Source organism: Streptomyces exfoliatus (assembly GCF_000725545.1).
Taxonomy (GTDB): Bacteria; Actinomycetota; Actinomycetes; order Streptomycetales; family Streptomycetaceae; genus Streptomyces; species Streptomyces exfoliatus.
Map to the genome: position 1 here is coordinate 98,731 of NZ_JNZP01000018.1, position 19,449 is coordinate 118,179.

The 19,449-nt window shown below is 73.4% G+C and carries 12 protein-coding genes; 7 read left to right on the plus strand and 5 right to left on the minus strand.

From position 1 onward, the window contains the following. Positions 1-52: 52 nt before the first annotated feature. Positions 53-1,291: a L,D-transpeptidase gene (locus IO20_RS0122130; protein WP_397787487.1), complete on the minus strand. Its 1,239-nt coding sequence runs from the start codon at positions 1,289-1,291 to the stop codon at positions 53-55. A gap of 143 nt (positions 1,292-1,434) precedes the next feature. Between IO20_RS0122130 and glgX the strand changes: the two genes are divergently transcribed. From glgX to IO20_RS0122145, 3 genes are all read left to right on the plus strand, one after another. Then, the gene (glgX, locus tag IO20_RS0122135; protein ID WP_030553666.1) at positions 1,435-3,633 is read left to right on the plus strand and encodes a glycogen debranching protein GlgX; all 2,199 of its coding nucleotides are present in this window, start codon (positions 1,435-1,437) and stop codon (positions 3,631-3,633) included. Positions 3,634-3,696: 63 nt separating this feature from the next. Then, the gene (locus IO20_RS0122140; RefSeq protein ID WP_030553664.1) at positions 3,697-5,508 is read left to right on the plus strand and encodes an ABC transporter ATP-binding protein; all 1,812 of its coding nucleotides are present in this window, start codon (positions 3,697-3,699) and stop codon (positions 5,506-5,508) included. Continuing rightward, on the plus strand, positions 5,505-7,331 hold the full coding sequence (locus IO20_RS0122145; RefSeq protein ID WP_051874634.1) for an ABC transporter ATP-binding protein: 1,827 nt from the start codon (positions 5,505-5,507) through the stop codon (positions 7,329-7,331). The genes IO20_RS0122140 and IO20_RS0122145 overlap by 4 nt, the downstream gene beginning before the upstream one ends. A 50-nt stretch (positions 7,332-7,381) precedes the next feature. Here IO20_RS0122145 and IO20_RS0122150 read toward each other — a convergent pair whose 3' ends face one another. Continuing rightward, positions 7,382-8,872: an MFS transporter gene (locus IO20_RS0122150; RefSeq protein ID WP_245685006.1), complete on the minus strand. Its 1,491-nt coding sequence runs from the start codon at positions 8,870-8,872 to the stop codon at positions 7,382-7,384. 124 nt (positions 8,873-8,996) lie between these two features. Here IO20_RS0122150 and IO20_RS0122155 point away from each other — a divergent pair, with 124 nt between their 5' ends. From IO20_RS0122155 to IO20_RS0122170, 4 genes are all read left to right on the plus strand, one after another. Then, positions 8,997-9,917 carry a TetR/AcrR family transcriptional regulator C-terminal domain-containing protein gene (locus tag IO20_RS0122155; RefSeq protein ID WP_030553659.1) on the plus strand — a complete coding sequence of 307 codons (921 nt, stop codon included), beginning with the start codon at positions 8,997-8,999 and terminating at the stop codon, positions 9,915-9,917. A 222-nt stretch (positions 9,918-10,139) separates the two neighbouring features. Beyond that, entirely contained in the window at positions 10,140-12,011 is a 1,872-nt protein-coding gene (locus IO20_RS0122160; protein WP_031127568.1) for a M4 family metallopeptidase, read from the plus strand. Between the two features lie 87 nt (positions 12,012-12,098). Further along, positions 12,099-12,755, plus strand: coding sequence for a response regulator (locus IO20_RS0122165; RefSeq protein ID WP_031127569.1), 657 nt, complete (start codon positions 12,099-12,101; stop codon positions 12,753-12,755). Continuing rightward, the gene (locus tag IO20_RS0122170) at positions 12,748-14,265 is read left to right on the plus strand and encodes a sensor histidine kinase (RefSeq protein WP_030553655.1); all 1,518 of its coding nucleotides are present in this window, start codon (positions 12,748-12,750) and stop codon (positions 14,263-14,265) included. The genes IO20_RS0122165 and IO20_RS0122170 overlap by 8 nt, the downstream gene beginning before the upstream one ends. 15 nt (positions 14,266-14,280) lie before the next feature. Here IO20_RS0122170 and glgP read toward each other — a convergent pair whose 3' ends face one another. The 3 genes from glgP to IO20_RS0122185 form a co-directional block, all read right to left on the minus strand. Next, positions 14,281-16,833, minus strand: coding sequence for an alpha-glucan family phosphorylase (gene glgP / locus IO20_RS0122175; RefSeq protein WP_030553653.1), 2,553 nt, complete (start codon positions 16,831-16,833; stop codon positions 14,281-14,283). 127 nt (positions 16,834-16,960) lie between these two features. Beyond that, positions 16,961-18,286 carry an FAD-dependent monooxygenase gene (locus IO20_RS0122180; protein WP_030553652.1) on the minus strand — a complete coding sequence of 442 codons (1,326 nt, stop codon included), beginning with the start codon at positions 18,284-18,286 and terminating at the stop codon, positions 16,961-16,963. A gap of 22 nt (positions 18,287-18,308) precedes the next feature. Further along, a complete protein-coding gene (locus IO20_RS0122185; RefSeq protein WP_030553650.1) occupies positions 18,309-19,415 on the minus strand; it encodes a monodechloroaminopyrrolnitrin synthase PrnB family protein in 1,107 nt (368 codons plus the stop codon). Positions 19,416-19,449: the final 34 nt, after the last annotated feature.

Here is a 19,449-nt window from a genome sequence, read left to right on the forward strand (position 1 = left end):
ATCGATCTGCTAGGACGACGGGCGTGCACGGCGGTGCGAGGGGGACAGGAGGTCAGTGCAGCGCGGAGCCGGCCTTCCACCGGTCCCACTCCATGTTCCAGCCTCCGAGGCCGTTGTCGGGAGCCACCTTCCGGTCACGGGAGTTGACCACCTCCACCACGTCGCCGATGAGCGTCCGGTCGAAGAACCAGCCCGCGGGCGAGTCCGCGCTGCCGCCCTTCTCGTCCCGCAGTCCGACGCAACCGTGGCTGACGTTGGCGGAGCCGAAGGTTCCGGGCGAGGCCCAGTAGTTGCCGTGCAGGAAGGTCCCCGACTCGGTGAGACGCATCGCGTGCGGAACGTCCTTGATGTCGTACTCGCCCCCGAAGCCGACCGTGCGCCCGTCCATCCGCGTCACGTCGTACAGCTCGGTGACGACCATCTTCCCGTTGTACGTGGTGGTCTTCGGCGCCCCGGCCGTGATCGGCAGGGTGGCCAGGACCTCGCCGTCCCTCCTGACCTCCATGGTGTGCGCGGCGGCGTCCACCAGGGACACCTGGGAGCGGCCGACGGTGAAGCCGACCGTCTTGCGCTGGATGCCGTACACGCCGGGCGCCCCCTCGACGTCCCGCAGTCCGAGCTCGACGGTGACGCGGGTGCCCGGCTGCCAGTACGCGGCGGGGCGGAAGTCGAGCCGCTCCTTGCCGAACCAGTGGCCGACCACCTCCACCGGCGGCTCCGAGGTGATCCTGATGGCCCGTTCGACCTCGGCCCGGTTCTCGATCGGCCGGTTGAAGCCGAAGGAGACGATCATGCCGGTGCCGACCGTGGAACGATTCTCCGGTTTGAAGTAGCCGATGAAACGGCTCTCCGGCACCACGGTGGTGAAGGTGGTGTGCCGGGCGGAGCGGCGCCCGTGCGCGTCGAGCGCGACCGCGTCCACGCTGTACTTCGCGGCCAGCGCGAGCCGGGTGTCCGGCCGGGGCCGCCAGCGCAGCCCGTCCGCGGAGATCTCCCCGGCGACCCGGGTCCGCTGGGCGTCCTCCACCTGGACCACGGTCACCCGTTCGAGCCGCCCGCTGTCCACCCGCACCTCGACCGGGCCTTCGGCCGGCACCCCCCGGCTGCCGTCCTCGGGGCTGATCCGGATGACGTCACCCGGGGCTCTCGCCTTGCCCGGCAGGGAGACGTCGATGCCCCGTCCGCCGCCTTCTCCCGTGCAGCCCACGAGGCCCGCCATCAGTCCCGCCACCGCGAGGGCGTACCCCGCCCGCTTCCATACAAGTGTCACGCTCGGCCCAACGACGGGCACCCTCCAGGGGAAACGTGCGTACGGGTCATGTTGGGAGCGGGCCGGTGCGGGCAGAACAGGAGGAGGACCACGCGCGGGAGCGGCGGCCGGGACGCCGCCGCTCCCCCGCGTGCGGGCCCGACGAGCCGCGGGAGGCCGGAACGGTGGCGAGCACAGCCGAGCAGGAGGCGGTACCGGAGCATGCCCCGGAGCGGACGGGCGGTCCACCGGTGTGGCCAGGCGCCCCGACACCCCTGGGCGCCCGCTGCCGGGTCGGCCCCGACGGGATCGCGGGCACCAACTTCGCCCTGTGGGCGGGAGGGGCGGAGGCCGTCGAACTGTGCCTCTTCGACCCCGACGGGACGGAGCGGCGGCTGCCGCTGACCGAGCTGACCCATGAGATCTGGCACGGCTTCGTGCCCGGGATCGGGGCGGGACAGCGGTACGGCTACCGGGTGCACGGTCGCTGGGACCCGTGGACGGGCGCCCGGTGGAACCCGGCGAAGCTGCTCCTCGACCCGTACGCGCGGGCCGTCGACGGCGACTTCGCCCTTCCGCCGGAGGTGTACGGGCACGTCAGGGACTGGCCGCAGCAGCACGTCGCCGACACCGTCCGCGACGAGCGGGACTCCGCGCCGTTCGTCCCGAAGGGGGTCGTCGTCCAGGACGACGACGACTGGTCCGACGACCGCAGACCCAAGACGCCCTGGCAGGACTCGGTCATCTACGAGATGCACGTGAAGGGCTTCACCCAGCTCCACCCGGGCATCCCCGAGCACCTCCGGGGCACCTACGCGGGCCTGGCCCATCCGGCGGCGATCGAACACCTCGTACGGCTCGGGGTGACGGCGGTGGAGCTGCTGCCGGTGCACCAGTTCGCGCACGAGGACCACCTCCTCCGGCGCGGCCTGCGCAACCACTGGGGCTACAACTCCATCGGCTACTTCGCCCCGCACGCCGGCTACTCCTCCTCGGGGACGACCGGGCAGCAGGTCGGCGAGTTCAAACGGATGGTGCGGGCGCTGCACGCGGCCGGGATCGAGGTCATCCTCGACGTCGTCTACAACCACACGGCGGAGGCCGGCGAGTTCGGCCCCACCCTGTCCCTGAAGGGCATCGACAACCGCGGCTACTACCGGCTCCAGTCCGACGCCCGCCGGTACGCCGACTACACGGGCTGCGGCAACACCCTGCACGTCGTCCAGCCACAGGTGCTGCGGCTCATCACCGACTCCCTGCGCTACTGGGTCACGGAGATGGGCGTCGACGGCTTCCGCTTCGACCTGGCGGCGGCGCTCGCCCGCTCCATGCACGACGTCGACATGCTCTCCCCCTTCCTCGCGGTCATCGCCCAGGACCCGGTCCTGCGCCGGGTCAAGCTGATCGCCGAACCGTGGGACGTGGGCAACGGCGGCTACCAGGTCGGCGCCTTCCCGCCGCTCTGGACCGAGTGGAACGACCGCTACCGGGACGCCGTACGGGACTTCTGGCGCGGCGCGCTGCCCGACGTGCGGGACCTCGGCTACCGGCTCTCCGGCTCCAGCGACCTGTACGCCTGGGGCGGGCGCCGGCCGTACGCCTCCGTCAACTTCGTCACCGCGCACGACGGCTTCACCCTGCGGGACCTCGTCACGTACGAGCGCAAGCACAACGAGGCCAACGGCGAGGGCAACAGGGACGGCACCCACGACAACCGCTCCTGGAACTGCGGGACGGAGGGCGAGACCGACGACCCGGCGATCAGCGCCCTGCGCCTGCGCCAGCAGCGCAACCTCCTCACGACCCTCCTCCTCTCCACCGGCGTCCCGATGCTCGTCGCGGGCGACGAGATGGGTCGCACCCAGGGCGGCAACAACAACGCGTACTGCCAGGACAACGAGACGGGCTGGCTCGACTGGACCCTCCCGGACGACCCGGGAAGGTCCCACCTCCTCACCCTCACCCGCCGCCTGCTCGACCTGCGCCACCGCCACCCGGTACTGCGCCGCAGGGCCTTCTTCTCCGGCCGGGGCGCCGACGGGCTGCGGGACCTGGCCTGGTTCGGGGCCGACGGCACCGAGATGACCGAGCGGGACTGGTACACCCCGACGGCCACCATCGCCCTCTACCTGTCGGGCCGCGACATACCGGGCCGGGACGAGCGCGGCGAGCAGATCACCGACGACAGCTTCCTCGCCGTCCTCCACGCGGGCCCGGAGCCCCTCGACTTCCGCCTCCCTGGCCCGCCCTGGGCGGAGACGTACGAACTGACCGTCGACACCGCCCGCGAGGACCAGTCCGCCGCCCCCGGCACGGAGCACCGGGGCGGGGAGACGATCACGGTGGGGGGACGGTCGGTGGTGCTGCTGCGGGTCAGGGAGTGAGGCCGCGCGCCGGCCGGAAAACCGGATGAGAGGCGTCAGGGGCGAACCGTAAGGTCGCACCTGATGCCCGAGATACCTGTCGCCCCAGAGCCCCCCGCGCCCGCCGCCGCCCCCGACCGCTCGGCGGTACGGGCGCTGCTCCGTCTCTGGCCGTACGTGCGGCCCGTGCGGAGGCGCCTGTTCACCGCCGCGTTCGTCGCCGTCGTCGCCTCCTGCCTGTCCCTCGTCATCCCCCTCGTCCTGAAGTGGCTGGTGGACGGTCCCGTCGCGGACCGGGACCCCGGCGGGGTGTGGCTCGGAGCCCTCTACCTGCTGCTGCTCGGGATCACCGAGGCGGTGCTCTTCGGGTTCCGGCGCTGGCTGGTGGCCCGGCCGCTGGCCGGAGTCGAGGCGCGGATGCGGGCGGACCTGTACGGCAGGCTCCAGCGGCTGCCGATCGCCTTCCACGACCGGTGGGCGTCGGGCCAGCTGCTCTCCCGCGGCACGACCGACCTCATGCTGGTCCGCATGTTCCTGGCCTTCCCGCTGACGTTCCTCCTGGTCAACGGCGTGACGATCCTCGCGGGTTACGTCCTGCTGCTCGCCCAGGACTGGTCGCTCGGCCTGGTGCTGCTGACCCCGGTCATCCCCCTGGTGATCGTCTGCTCGGTGTTCGAGGGCCGGTACGGGGCGGTGGCGCGCCGCGCACAGGACCAGGTGGGCGACCTGACGACGGTCGTCGAGGAGAGCGTCCTCGGCATCCGGATCGTGAAGGGCTTCGGCCGGCACCGCAGCCAGGCCCTGGCCTTCCGGGACCTCGCGAGCACCCTGCGCGGCACGGAACTGGCCAAGGCCCGGCTGCTCGCCATGATCTGGGCCGTCATCACCGTCGTACCGGAACTGGCCATCGGCGCGGCCCTGGTGCTCGGCACGGTGCAGGTCGCGGACGGCGACCTGTCGGCGGGGACGCTCGTCGCGTTCCTGTCGACGGCCATGGCGCTGCGCTGGCCGGTGGAGTCGATCGGCTTCCTGCTCGCGATGAGCCAGGAGGCGGCGACCGCGACGGAACGGTACTTCGAGGTGATGGACGCCGACGAGGAACCGGACGCGCCCGCCCGCTCGGCCACCCCTGCGGAGGGTCCCGGCGGGGTGCGCTTCGAGGGCGTGTCGTTCCGCTACCCGGACGCGCCGCAGGACGCCCCGCCGGTCCTGGACGGGATCGACCTGCACATCCGCCCCGGGGAGACCCTGGCCCTGGTCGGCGGCACGGGCTCCGGCAAGACCACCCTGACCGCGCTCGTACCGAGGCTGCACGAGGCGTCCGCCGGGCGCATCCTGCTGGACGGCGAGGACATCGCCCTGATGGAACGGGACCGCCTGCGGTCCCTGGTGTCGATGGCCTTCGAGGAGCCGACGCTGTTCTCGGCCAGCGTCGGGGAGAACGTCCTGATGGGCGCCGGCCACGAGGCGGGCGAACCGGAGCTGCGACGCGCCCTCGGCGTGGCGCAGGCGGACGGATTCGTCGACCGGCTGCCCGACGGCACGGGGACCCAGGTCGGCGAACAGGGCCTGAGCCTGTCCGGCGGCCAGCGGCAGCGCCTCGCCCTCGCCCGCGCGGTCGTCGGCCGTCCCCGCTTCCTGATCCTGGACGACCCGCTCTCGGCTCTCGACGTCCACACGGAGGCCCGCGTCGAGGCGGCCCTCCGGGAGGTGCTGCGGGAGACGACGGCACTGGTCGTGGCACACCGCCCGTCGACGGTGATGCTGGCCGACCGGGTGGCGCTGCTGTCCCGGGGCCGGATCGCGGCCGTGGGCACGCACCAGGAACTGCTGCGGACCAGCGAGGAGTACGCCTGGCTGATGTCGGGCGAGGACAAGGGGACCGAGGACCGATGACGGACACCACGACCGACCGCACCGAGCCGCCCGGCGACCCCTTCGACCGCGACGACCTGCCGTCGCCCCCGGGGGCGACGGCCGCGCTGCTCCGCTCGCTCCTCTCGACCCACCGCGCGCGCGTCGCGTTCGCCGCACTGGTCATCCTGGTCAAGGAGGGAGCGATCCAGGCGGGCCCGCTGCTCGTCGCGTACGCCATCGACCGGGGCGTCCCCGCCTTCCGCGCCGGCGACCACGGCCCCGTCGTCGCGGTGGCACTGGGCTACCTCCTCTGCGCGGCGCTCGCGGGGGCCCTGCAGTACGTCTTCGTCCGTGGCGCGGCCCGCGTCAACCAGGACGTCCTGCTCGACCTGCGCGGCCGGATCTTCCGCCACGCCCAGGTCCTCAGCGTCGACTTCCACGAGCGCTACACCTCGGGCCGGCTGATCTCCCGCTCGACCACGGACGTCGAATCACTCCAGGAACTGCTCTCCGAGGGCCTCCAGGAACTGATCGGCGTGGTCCTCTCCTTCGTCTCGATCTCCCTGATCCTCCTCTGGCTCGACCTGGGCATCGGAGCGGTGGCGATCGCCTCCTTCCTCCCCCTCCACCTCCTCGTACGCCTCTACCAGAGGCGGGCGGGGGCGGTCTACGCCGAACGCTCCACGGCGATAGCGGGCGTGATCGTGAAGTTCGCGGAGACGATGAACGGCATCCGCCCGGTCCGGGCGTTCCGCCGGGAAGAGGTCAACGACAAGGACTTCGCGACCCTCAACCACCGCCACGAGCGGTCGAACGGCGACGCGCTCCTGGAGATGGCCCGCTACGTCGTCGGCTCGCGCCTGGTGGCGAACACGGCCGTCGCGGGCATGTGCCTGTGGGGCGCCTACCGGGTGGCCTCGGGCTCCCTCGAACTGGGCGTCCTGGCGGCGGCGGTCCTGTACATGCGGCGCCTGTACGACCCCATCGACCGCCTGGGCATGTTCCTCAACTCGTACGAGTCGGCGGCGGCGTCCCTCACCAAGATCGCGGGCCTGCTGGCCCAGGAACCGGGCGTACCGGAAACGAAGGCGCCGAAGGAGCTCCCGGCCCGCTCGGGCACCCCGGGCCGCGAGGTGACCTTCGACAAGGTCTCCTTCGCCTACCGGACGGGCGGCGAGATCCTGCCCGCCTTCGACCTGACGATCCCCCCGGGCCAGACGGTGGCGGTCGTCGGGGCGACGGGCGCGGGCAAGTCGACCCTGGCGAAGCTCCTGGCCCGCTTCTACGACCCCACGGACGGGGCCGTACGTCTCGACGGCGTGGACCTCCGCGACCTGGCCACCCCGGAACTCCGCCGGGGTGTCGTCATGGTCACGCAGGAAGCCTTCCTCTTCTCCGGAACGGTCGCGGAGAACATCGCGATCGGCAACCCCGACGCGAGCCGGCAGGAGATCGAGGCGGCGGCCAGGGCCATCGGGGCGCACGAGTTCATCGAGAACCTCCCGGACGGCTACGACACGGACGTACGCAAGCGCGGTGGCCGGATCTCGGCGGGACAGCGCCAACTCGTCGCCTTCGCCCGCGCCCTGCTCGCGGACCCGGCGGTCCTGATCCTGGACGAGGCGACCAGCTCGCTCGACGTGCCGGGCGAGCGGGCGGTGCAGCGGGCGATGGACACGGTCCTGGCGGGCCGTACCGCGGTGGTCATCGCCCACCGCCTCTCCACGGTGGAGGTCGCGGACCGGGTCCTGGTGATGGAGGCGGGCCGGATCGTCGAGGACGGCACGCCGTCGGACCTGATCACCCACGAGGGCCGCTACGCGGGCCTGCACCAGGCATGGCGGGAAAGCCTGGTGAGCTGAAGGCGACGGACAGCAGTGGGGGCCGGCACCCGGAACGGCCCCCACGACCGTCAAGCACGCACCCCCCGCAACAAGGCAACCGACACCCCGGCCGCGACAAGCGTCAGCACGGAGGCGGCGACAGCGGCCCCACCCATGGCCTCGACGAAGGCACTCCGCGCGACATCCAGCACAGGCCCGGGAAACCCGAGCGCACCCCCCAGCGTCTCCCGCGCGGCGGCAGGCGCGGAGGGGGGCATCGCGGCGCTGTAGACGGCGGCGCCCACCGACCCGAGGACCGCCATTCCGAGCGCCCCGCCCAGCTCCTGCCCCGATTCGAGGACGGCGGCGGCGGACCCGGCGCGCTCGGGCGGGGCCGCGCCGAGGGCGAGTTCGTTGGCGAGGGTCATCGCGGAGACGAGCCCGGCGGCGTAGACCCCGCCGCCGACGAGCACGACCCACAGCGGCGTGGCGCGGTCGACCCCGGCGAGCCAGGCGAAGCCGCCCGCCGCGGCGAGGAACCCGCCGCCCATGACGTACGCCCGGTCGACCCGCCGGGCGAGCGCCGCGGCCACCGGCGCGGCGACGAGGACGCCGCCGGTGGGGACGAGGCTCCAGAGCGCGGCCTCGAAGGGGCTCTGGCCGAGGACGGACTGCAGGTACTGGGTGAGGAAGACGGCGAAGCCGACGGTCGCGACCATGGCGAGCAGGTTGACGAGCACGGAGCCGCCGTAGGCGCGGGTGCGGACGAGTCCGAGGTCGACCATCGGATGGGCGAGTCGGGCCTGCCGGCGCACGAAGACGCAGGCGAGGACGACCCCGGTGGTGACGCCGAGGGCGGGCACCGGCGCCCACCCGTGCTGGGCGAGCTCCTTGATGCCGTGGATGAGGGGCAGCAGCGCGGCCAGGGAGAGAAGCGCGCTGAGCAGGTCGAAGCGCCCGCCACCGGTGGCCCCCTGGGACTCGGGAAGCAGCAGGGGTCCGAGGACGAGGAGCAGGGCCATGGCGGGCAGGTTGAGCAGGAAGACGGCGCCCCACCAGAAGTGTTCGAGCAGGGCCCCGCTGACGACGGGTCCGAACGAGATGCCGCTCGCCATGACGGCGGTCCACAGGGTGACGGCCTTGGCGCGCTGGGCCGGGTCGTGGAACAGGGTGCGGATGAGGGCGAGCGTGGACGGCATGAGGCAGGCGCCGGCGACGCCGAGGAGGGCGCGGGCGGCGATGAGGGTGCCGGGGCTGTGGGCGTAGGCGGCGGCGACGGAGGCGAGGCCGAAGAGGGCGGCGCCGCCGAGCAGGAGCCTGCGGCGGCCGACGCGGTCGCCGAGGGCGCCCATGGTGATGAGGAGTCCGGCGAGGACGAAGCCGTACATGTCGAGGATCCACAGCTGCTCCGTGGCGCCGGGGCGCAAGTCGGCGGCGATGGACGGGATCGCGAAGTAGAGGACGGAGATGTCCATGGAGACGAGGAGGAGGGGCAGCATGAGGACGCCGAGGGCGGCCCATTCGCGGCGGCCGGCACGGGCGGTGGGGCCGGGCCCGGGGTTCGTCATGAGTGAGGTCATGCGTGGAGGGAAGCAGGCGTGTGCGTACACCGCCATGCCCGCCCTAGTGCACCGCGGCGAATGCGCACCATCTCAACGCCCTCCTACGCGTACACCGTCCTGGCGCACTAGTACACTCCCGCCCGTGACGACCGAACCGCCCTACCTGGCCATCGCCGCCGAACTCCGCCGCCGTGTCCGGTCGGGCGAGCTGTCCCCGGGCGACCGGGTGCCGTCGACGCGGGCCATCACCCGCGAGTGGGGCGTGGCGATGGCGACGGCCACGAAGGCGCTGGGGGTGCTGCGCCAGGAGGGCCTGGTGCGGCCGGAAGCGGGCGTGGGCACCGTGGTCGTGCCCCTGGCGGGCCCGGACGCGCACCTGAAGAGGGGCCCGGACACCGAGCCGCTGTCGAGGGAGCGGCTGGTGGAGGCGGCCCTCGCGCTGGCCGACGCGGAGGGCCTGCACGCGCTGACGATGCGCCGGCTGGCGACGGCACTCGGGGTGTCGACGATGGCGCTGTACCGCCATGTGCAGGGGAAGGCGGAACTGGTGCGTCTGATGACGGACGCGGCGTGCGGGGAGGTGCCGTTGGGGCCCGTGCCGCGGGAGTGGCGGACGGGCCTCGAACAGGGCGCGCGCTGGCTGCGCGGGATGTACCGCCGGCACCGCTGGATGGCGCACGCCATGGCCTCGTTCACGCGGCCGGTGGCGACGCCGAACGCGCTGGCGTACCTGGAGTGGGTGCTGAAGTCGCTGCGGGGGACTCCGCTGACGTCCGCGGAGAAGCTGCACACGCATCTGCTGGTCTTCGCGTACGTGCAGGGCCTGTCGATGGCCGAGGACCTGGAGGAGCAGGCGCGCCAGGACACGGGGATCTCCGACGGCGAGTGGATGGAACAGAATGAGCCACGGCACGACGCGATCCAGGCGGGCGGCGCGTACCCCGAGCTGGAAGCGGTGACCAGCGGTGGCGACTTCGGTCTGGACCTGGACTCGCTCTTCGAATTCGGGCTTCGGCGAACGCTGGACGGCATCGCGTCCATGATCGACGAAACGTCCGGTTAACGAACACGGGCGTACGGGCAGCGGACGAATTTTGGCCAACTTCCCGCCGCACTCCTGACAGGTCCCCGTCAGCCCTGCCACTCTCTCCCCAACTCGCACCACCGTTCGGCGCTTCACCCGAACGGCTTCCGCGTCACCTGAACGTGCTCCACAGCTCTGCTTGCTCCGCCCGGACGGACCCCACCCAGTCCGCCGGTACCCCCCTCGCAAGAAGGAGTCTGCGTGAGATCCACGCCCAGCCGTCGCGCCACCGCGACCGGCGCTCTGATCGCTGCCGCCGCCATGCTCGCCGTGAGCGTCCAGACCGGTTCCGCCACCGCGGCCGACGATTCCTGGACCATCGCCCCCAAGGCCCAGCAGGGCACCTCGGCGAACCCCGGCAAGCTTCCGGCCGACCTCACCCCCGCCGAGCGCACCGCGCTCATCAAGGCGGCCGACGCCGACAAGGCCGCCACGGCCAAGTCCCTCGGCCTCGGCGCCCAGGAGAAGCTGGTCGTCCGCGACGTCGTGCAGGACCGCGACGGCACCACCCACACGCGCTACGAGCGCACCTACGCCGGGCTGCCCGTCCTCGGCGGGGACCTGATCGTCGCCGAGACGAAGGCCGGCGCGACCGCCTCGGTCACCAAGTCCTCCCGCGCGGAGCTGAAGAACGTCGACCTCACGGCCACGGTCGCCCCGGCCGCCGCCGAGAAGCAGGCCGTCGGCCTCGCCACGGCTGAGGGCTCGAAGGAGACGGACGCCGAGCGCGCCCCGCGCAAGGTCGTCTGGATGGCCTCGGGCGCCCCCGTCCTCGCGTACGAGACCGTCGTCGGCGGCCTCCAGCACGACGGCACCCCGAACGAGCTGCACGTCGTGACGGACGCGAAGACCGGCGCGAAGCTGTACGAGTGGCAGGCCGTGCACAACGGCACCGGCAACACGCAGTACAGCGGCTCGGTCACCCTCGGCACCGCGCCCTCGTACACGCTCACCGACACCACCCGCGGCAACCACAAGACGTACAACCTCAACCGGGGTACGTCCGGCACCGGGACGCTCTTCTCCGGTCCCGACGACGTCTGGGGCAACGGAACCCCGTCGAACCTGGAGACCGCGGGCGCCGACGCGCACTACGGCGCCGCGCTCACCTGGGACTACTACAAGAACGTGCACGGCCGCTCCGGCATCCGCGGTGACGGCGTCGGCGCGTACTCCCGGGTCCACTACGGCAACGCGTACGTCAACGCCTTCTGGCAGGACTCCTGCTTCTGCATGACGTACGGCGACGGCGCGGCCAACGCCAAGCCGCTCACCTCGATCGACGTGGCCGCGCACGAGATGACGCACGGCCTGACCTCCGTCACCGCCGGTCTGGTCTACAGCGGCGAGTCCGGCGGCCTCAACGAGGCCACCTCGGACATCTTCGCGGCGGCCGTCGAGTTCTACGCCAACAACGCCCAGGACCAGGGCGACTACCTCGTCGGCGAGAAGATCGACATCCGCGGCAACGGCACCCCGCTGCGCTACATGGACAAGCCGAGCAAGGACGGCTCGTCCAAGGACTACTGGTACTCCGGCATAGGCAGCGTCGACGTCCACTACTCGTCGGGCCCGGCCAACCACTGGTACTACCTGCTCTCCGAGGGCAGCGGCACCAAGACCGTCAACGGCGTGAACTACGACTCGCCGACCTCGGACGGCCTGCCCGTCACCGGCATCGGCCGTGACAAGGCCTCGCTGATCTGGTTCAAGGCGCTCACCACCAAGTTCAACTCCTCCACCAACTACGCCGGCGCCCGCACGGGCACCGTCGCGGTGGCCACGGAGCTGTACGGCGCCGGAAGCCCCGAGGTGCTCGCGGTCCAGCACGCCTGGGCCGGCGTCAACGTCGGTACCCGCCCCGGCGGCACCGAGCCGCCGGTCGGCAAGGTCTTCGAGAACGCGGCCGACGTGTCCATCCCGGACAACGGCGGCAGCGCCGACAACATCGTCCAGACCTTCACCGTGAACGCCTCCTCCGAGGTCGCCAACGGTGCCTGGAAGCTCCGCGCCCAGGACAAGGCCTCGATCGACACCGGCTACATCAACAACTTCAAGCTGACCTTCCCGTAACCCCGGAAGCGATGCCGCGAACGCCCGGAGGGAACGTTCCCTCCGGGCGTCCGCACGTCCGGACGGCGGCTGCATACCCTGGACCGCATGATCAGGGTGCTGCTGGCCGACGACGAGACGATGATCAGGGCCGGAGTACGGGCCATCCTCGCGAGCGACCCCGGGATCGAGGTGGTCGCCGAGGCCGGCGACGGCCACGAAGCCGTCGAACTCGCCCGCGAGCACCGGCCCGACGTCGTCCTCCTCGACATCCGGATGCCCCGGCTCGACGGACTCGGCGCCGCCGAGGAACTGCGCCTGACCGTGCCGGACGCGGCCGTCGTCATGCTCACCACCTTCTCCGAGGACACGTACATCGCCCGCGCGCTCGGCAGCGGCGTCAGCGGCTTCCTGCTGAAGTCGGGGGACCCGCGCGAACTCATCGCCGGGGTGCGGGCCGTCGCCGGGGGCGCCGCCGCCCTCTCCCCCACCGTCGCCCGCCGGGTCATCGACACCCTCGGCGGCGAGCGCCTCACCCGCGCCGCCGAGGCACGGACCCGCCTCGAACCGCTCACCGGCCGGGAGCGCGAGGTCGTCGCGCTCCTCGGCGCCGGACTCTCCAACCAGGAGATCGCGGACCGCATGTACGTCGTCGAGGGCACCGTCAAAGCGCATGTGAGCGCCGTCCTCGGCCGGCTGGGCCTGCGCAACCGGGTCCAGCTCGCGGTCCTCGCGTACGAGGCGGGCCTGCTCCCCGATGCGTGAACGCCTCTTCGACCTCGGCCTCTGGCTGCTGCTCTCCGTGCCCGTGCTGCTGAGGTCGGACCCGAACGACGGCGGCAGCCGGCTCCAGGTCGCCCTCGGCGTGGTCGTCCTCGGCGGATGTGTCGCGGTGAGCAGGCGATGGCCGCTCCTCGCGCTCGCGGCCACGGTCGCGGCGAGCCTGCCGGCCTCCCTGGAGCTGTTCACACCCTCGTACAGCCTGGCGCTGGTCGCGTTCGGCTATCTCGCGGGGCGGCGACAGGAGCACACCCGGGCGGCCCTCTGGCTGTTCGGCGCGGTCGCCGTGGCGGGACTCGCCCTCACCTGGCTCACCCGGACCTCCCTCGGGCAGTGGTTCACGCTGCTGCTCGCGCTCGCCCTCGCCGTCGTCGCGCCCTGGCTGATCGGCCGTTACGTACGCCAGTACGACCGGCTCGTGCGCAGTGGCTGGGAGCTGGCCGATCGGATGGAACGCGAACAGGCGGCCGTCGCCGACCGGGAGCGGCTGCGGGAACGCTCCCGGATCGCCGGCGACATGCACGACTCCCTCGGCCACGACCTGGCCCTGATCGCGATCCGCGCGGGCGCCCTGGAGGTCTCCCCGGAGCTGGGGCCCGACCAGCAGCGGGCGGCCGGCGAACTGCGCCGGGCGGCCGCGGACGCCACGGCCCGGCTGCGGGACATCATCGGCGTACTGCGCGAGGACGACTCCGCCGCGCCGACGAGCCCGCCCGGCGAGACGGTCGAGGAGCTGACGGCCCGCGCCCGGGCGTCGGGCCTCGCGGTCACCCTCGCCCCGACCCCCGTGCCCACGCTGCCCGGGATGGCGGGGCTCGCGCTGCACCGGGTCGTGCAGGAGGGGCTCACGAACGCGGCCAGGCACGCGCCCGGCGCGGCCGTGTCGGTGACCGTCGACCAGGACCCGACGAGCGCCCGGGTCCGGGTGGTCAGCGGCCCCGGCACCGGCGGCACCGACAGCGGGGGCGCCGACAGCGGGGGCGGCACCGGCCTCGTCGGGCTCGACGAACGGGTACGGCTCGCGGGCGGCACCCTGGACCACCGGGCCACCGACGACGGCGGCTTCGCCCTGACCGCCGTCCTGCCCCGGAACCCTCCCGCGCCCCTGCCCGCCGCGCCCACCTCGGCCAGGGAACTGGACCGGGCGCGGCGCGAGGTGCGCAGGGGCCTGGCGCGGGCGATCTGGATCCCGCTCGCGCTGCTCGCCGCGCTCGGCCTGCTGATGGCCGGGGTCGCGCTGTGGACGCAGGCCCGGTCGTATCTGGAACCGGCGGACTACGACCGGATCCGGGTCGGGCAGTCGCTCGCGGAGATCGACGAGGAGGCCGAGGACTGGCCCGACCGCCCGCTGGACGGCCCGCCGCGGGGCGCCCCGGCCGAGCCGCCCGGCATGGACGCATGCCGGTACTACCGGGCCACGATGCTCGCGGCGGTCCCGGTGTACCGGCTCTGCTTCGCCGACGGGCACCTCGCCGACAAGGCCGAGGTGCCCTGACGGGCACGCGCGCCGCTACCTGAGGAGCACTCCCGCCCCCTCCCCCGTCGTCTCCCCCGGCACGGCCACCAGGCCGAGTTCGGACGGGTGGGCGAGGAGCGGGTGGGTGGGGCGGACGCGGACCGTGCAGCCGAAGGAGCCGGTGCGGTCGAGTTCCAGGGTGCCGGCGTAGGTCAGCCTGCCCTCCAGATCCGGGCCGCCCGCCGGCTTCAGCGGGACGGCGCGGGTGTCGGTGAGGGTGTCGTCGGCGTCGACCCGGCCGGTGACGGCCTGCACCTCGACGTCGTCGGGGCCGAGCGCGCCGAGCGCCACCCGGACCCGGACGACCGGGGTGGCGCCCAGCTCGGCGTCCGCGAGGTCGTCGGCGAGCCCGTCGCCGACCTCGACGTGGTCGACGGTCACCTTGGGCCACGCCTCCCGGACCCGGGCCTTCCAGGCGGCGAGGTCCCGGGCGCGGGCCGGGGTGAGGGCCCGGCGGGCGGTGGCGGCGGGCACGTAGAGCCGCTCGACGTACTCGCGGACCATCCGGTCGGCGAGCACCTTCGGGCCGAGGTCGGCGAGAGTGCGCCGGACCATCGCCGTCCAGCCGGCGGGCACCCCGTCGGGGCCCCGGTCGTAGAAGCGGGGGGCGACCCGGCGTTCGATCAGCTCGTAGAGGGCGGCGGCCTCCAGGTCGTCGCGGCGGTCCTCGTCGGCGGCGGCCGCGCCGTCGGCGGTGGGGATGGCCCAGCCGAAGTCGGGCTCGAACCACTCGTCCCACCAGCCGTCGAGCACCGACAGGTTGAGGCAGCCGTTGAGGGCGGCCTTCATGCCGCTGGTGCCGCAGGCCTCCAGGGGGCGCAGCGGGTTGTTGAGCCAGACGTCGCAGCCGGGGTAGAGGTCGCGGGCCATCGCCATGCCGTAGTCGGGCAGGAAGACGATCCGGTGCCGGACCCGGGGGTCGTCGGCGAACCGGACGAGTTCCTGCACGAGCCGCTTCCCGCCGTCGTCGGCGGGGTGGGCCTTCCCTGCGACGACGAGCTGCACCGGCCGCTCGGGGTGGAGAAGGAGGGCCCGCAGCCGGTCCTTGTCGCGGAGCATCAGGGTGAGCCGCTTGTACGAGGGGACGCGGCGGGCGAAGCCGATGGTGAGGACGTCGGGGTCGAGGACGGAGTCGGTCCAGCCGAGTTCCGCGGCGGCGGCCCCGCGCTGCCGCCAGGAGGCGCGAAGGCGTTCCCGTACGTCGGTCACGAGCCGTTCGCGCAGCGTGCGGCGCAGCTCCCACAGCTCACCGTCGCTCGCGTCGGGGCCGAGCCGGCCGACCTCGGGGGCGACCCAGGTGGGGGCGTGGACGCCGTTGGTGATCGAGGTGATCGGCACCTCCTCGGCGTCGAAGCCCGGCCAGAGGCCGGCGAACATGGCGCGGCTGACCGCCCCGTGGAGGGTGGAGACGCCGTTGGCGCGCTGGGCGAGGCGCAGGCCCATGGCGGCCATGTTGAAGACGCCGGGCTCGCCGCCGAGCGGGATCTCGTCGCCGAGGGCGAGGATCCGTCCGGTGTCGACGCCGGGGAGCGCGCCGTCCTCGCCGAGGTGGCGGGCGACCAGGCCCCGGTCGAAGCGGTCGATGCCGGCCGGGACGGGGGTGTGGGTGGTGAAGACCGTCCCGGCCCTGACGGTCTCCAGGGCGCTGTCGAAGTCGAGCCCCTCGCCCTGGAGTTCGCGGATCCGTTCGAGGCCGAGGAAGCCGGCGTGGCCCTCGTTGGTGTGGAAGACCTCGGGGTCCGGGGTGCCGGTGAGCCGGGTGTACGTGCGGACGGCGCGGACTCCGCCGATGCCGAGCAGCATCTCCTGGAGCAGCCGGTGCTCGCTGCCGCCGCCGTACAGCCGGTCGGTGACGCCGCGTTCGCCGGGGGCGTTCTCCTCGACGTCGGAGTCGAGCATGAGGAGCGGGACGCGGCCGACCTGGGCGATCCACAGGTGGGCGTGCAGGCTGCGTCCGCCGGGCAGGTCGAGGGTGATCCGAGCGGGGGTGCCGTCGGCCTCGCGGAGCAGGGTGACGGGCAGTTCGCCGGGGTCGAGGACGGGGTACTGCTCCTGCTGCCAGCCGTCCCGGGCGAGGGACTGGCGGAAGTAGCCGTGCCGGTAGAGCAGTCCGACGCCGATCAGGGGGACGCCGAGGTCGCTCGCGGACTTGAGGTGGTCGCCGGCGAGGATGCCGAGGCCGCCGGAGTACTGGGGCAGGGCGGCGGTGACGCCGAACTCGGGCGAGAAGTAGGCGAGGGCGGCGGGCGCGCCGGACTGTTCCTGGTACCAGCGGGGGGCGTGGAGATAGGCGTCGAGGTCGTCGGCGGCGGCGCGCAGCCGGGCCAGGAAGTCCTGGTCGGCGGCGAGCGCGGTGAGCCGGGAGGCGTCGAGGGTGCCGAGGATCCGGACGGGGTCGGCGCCCGGCGGGCTCTGCGGGGAGAGCGCGGCGAAGAGGGCGCGGGTGGGTTCGTGCCAGGACCAGCGCAGGTTGTGCGCGAGGTCGGCGAGGGGTCGAAGGGTGTCGGGGAGGACGGGACGCACGGTGAATCGACGGATTGCCTTCACGCTGTCCACCTTCGCAGGCGAGTACGGAGCGGAGTGGACGCACCACGCTGTGCGTCCGTCGTTCCGCTCCGACGTTAGGGCACGCGCCGCCGCGGGACCACGGCGCGTGGGGGGCGCGGCGGCGCGGTCAGCCGGTGGCGGGGAGCGGCACCTCGTACGGGGAGCCCTGGTTGACGGTCGTCGGGTCGAAGGCGCCCGTGGCGGCGTACCGGCCGGCGATGGCCGCGAGTTCGTCGGCCGGGATGACCTCGTGGATGTCGGTGAAGCCGTGCGGGGCGCGCGCGTGCGCGAGGTCGATGACGACCTCGGGGCCGCGTTCCCGGTTGGCGCGCTGGAGCGCGGTGGTGACGGGCCGGCGTTCGCGCTCGTACGCGGCGAGGCCCTCGGAGGGGTCGTCGGAGTGCCGGGCGAGGGCGTGGGCGAGGGCGCGCGCGTCGACGATCGACTGGGTGGCCCCGTTGGAGCCGACGGGGTACATGGCGTGGGCGGCGTCGCCGATGAGAGTGGTGCGGCCGTGGGTCCAGCGGTCGAGCGGGTCGCGGTCGACCATCGGGTACTCGTGCGCGGAGTCGGCGGCGCGCAGCACGTCGGGGACGCTGACGCCGTCGAACTCCCAGCCCTCGTAGAACGGCAGGAACGTCTCCACGGGGACGGTGCGGTCCCAGTCCCCGCGCAGCCGTTCCTCCGGTGGCGCGCCGTCGGGCTCCCCGGGCCTGGCGAGCGCCCAGTTCACCAGGACCTCCCGGCTCTGACCGGTGGGCCGGCTCATCGGGTACACCACGGCCTTCTGCCGGTCGTCGCCCGCGATGAGCATGAACGAGCCCACCGCCCGCGCCGGCATCCGGGACACTCCCCGCCACACCAGCATCCCGTTCCAGGGCGGTCCGCCCTCCGCGGGGTGCAGGGCCGCCCGTACCGCCGAGCGGATGCCGTCGGCGCCGACGAGGACGTCGGGGACGAGCGAGGCCCGGCCCCGTACGGCGCCCTCCCGGTGTTCGAGCCGCAGCCGGGGCCTGCCGTCCGGCAGCGGCTCCATCCCGCTCACCCGGACGCCGGTGACGAGCGCCGCCGCCCCGAGCCTGGCCCGTACGGCGCCCGCCAGGACCTGCTGGAGGTGCCCGCGGTGGACGGAGAGCTGCGGCCAGCGGTAGCCCGCGCCGAGGCCGCGCGGCTCCCGGGATATCAGGCCGCCGGAGCGGTGGTAGTAGCGCAGCTCGCGGGTGCGCACGGCGCCCGCCTCCAGGGCGTCGAGCAGGCCGAGGGCGGCCAGTTCGCGGACCGCGTTCGGCATCAGGTTGAGCCCGGCGCCGAGCGGGCGGATCGCGGGCGCGGCCTCGACGACGGTCACCCGCTCGAAACCGGCGGCGTGCAGGGCGAGGGCGGCGGTGAGGCCCGCGATGCCGCCGCCGGCGATCACGATGTGCGGGCTCTGACCGTAGGCGTGGGGGGACATCTCGACTGCTCCTTCGGCGCCGCTACGCGGCCGACGGCCCGACAGGGGCCCCTGCGGGACGGCGCCGCACGGTCGCGCGGCGCACCATGGTCTCGTTCTCCCTGGTCAGGTCCAGGATCGAGCGCAGCAGCGCGACCGGGGCCCCGCCGCTGCCCTCCTCGTACAGGCGCACGTCCTCGCCGTACGCCTTGCGGGCGATGCCGAGGTGCCGGGCACGGAAGCTCTTCAGGACGCGCAGCACCCGGCCCAGTGCCTCCGCGGAGGCGGTGAGCGAGGGCGGCAGCCGGTCCGCGCCCTCCCAGCTCACCGCGGCCGACAGCTTGCTCACCGCGGACACACCGCCCCGGTGCCGGGCGTGGAACGCGCGCCAGGCCGGCAGCGCGTACGGCACCGCCTCGGCGAGGAAGGCGTCGTAGGCGGGGTCCGGGCGGTCGCACTGCCACAGCGTCAGATCGACCAGCCAGAGCGGCACCTGTGCGGCGGCCGGGCCCAGGTAGTCGCGGCCCGCGATCTCGATGTCCTCGTAGTACGGGCGCAGGGTCAGGGCGAAGTACTCGGGCGACACCCGGGCCACGGTCAGGTCGATCGAGTCGACCATCGCCCGGACATGGCGGGCCACCCGGTCGAGGGCCGCCGCGAATCCCGGGTCGTACGGTTCGAGGCGGGCGATCCGGCCGCAGTCGTCGAGCGCGGCGACGAGGCCGGGGAGCACCATCCGTACGGATTCCTGGAGGAGGGCCTCCGTGGGGTGGCCGGTGTAGGAGCGGCGGCGGGGGCCCACGGGGTTCCAGGTCGTGTAGTGGTGGACGGTGTCCCGGGGCACCATGTCGGTGCGCCTGGCGAGGAGTTCGAGGACGGGGAGCGCCTCGGGGACGGCGGTGAGCGGCTGCACGCCGTGCCGTTTCAGCGAGCCCAGCAGGATGCCGAGGTCCCGCATGGCCGCGAGGGCGCCGTCGACGCTCCACTCGGCGGCCCGGTCCAGGTCCGGCAGCAGGGCGCGCAGCGCGACGGTCAGCGCGGGCACGTCGGCCGCCGCGTTCATCGCGGGCACGGCGGCGAGCAGGGCGTCGGCGCCGAGGGGGTCGGCGGCGCGTATGTCCTCGGTCGTGTGAAGCAGATCGCCGAGCACGGCGACGCTCCTCTCCTCTTGGAGGCTCGTTCGC

Coding starts and splice junctions, on each gene's coding strand:
- IO20_RS0122140 (WP_030553664.1), top strand. CDS start 3,697: ATGCCCGAGATACCTGTCGCCCCAGAGCCCCCCGCGCCCGCCGCCGCC.
- IO20_RS0122145 (WP_051874634.1), top strand. CDS start 5,505: ATGACGGACACCACGACCGACCGCACCGAGCCGCCCGGCGACCCCTTC.
- IO20_RS0122150 (WP_245685006.1), bottom strand. CDS start 8,872: ATGACCTCACTCATGACGAACCCCGGGCCCGGCCCCACCGCCCGTGCC.
- IO20_RS0122165 (WP_031127569.1), top strand. CDS start 12,099: ATGATCAGGGTGCTGCTGGCCGACGACGAGACGATGATCAGGGCCGGA.
- IO20_RS0122170 (WP_030553655.1), top strand. CDS start 12,748: ATGCGTGAACGCCTCTTCGACCTCGGCCTCTGGCTGCTGCTCTCCGTG.
- IO20_RS0122180 (WP_030553652.1), bottom strand. CDS start 18,286: ATGTCCCCCCACGCCTACGGTCAGAGCCCGCACATCGTGATCGCCGGC.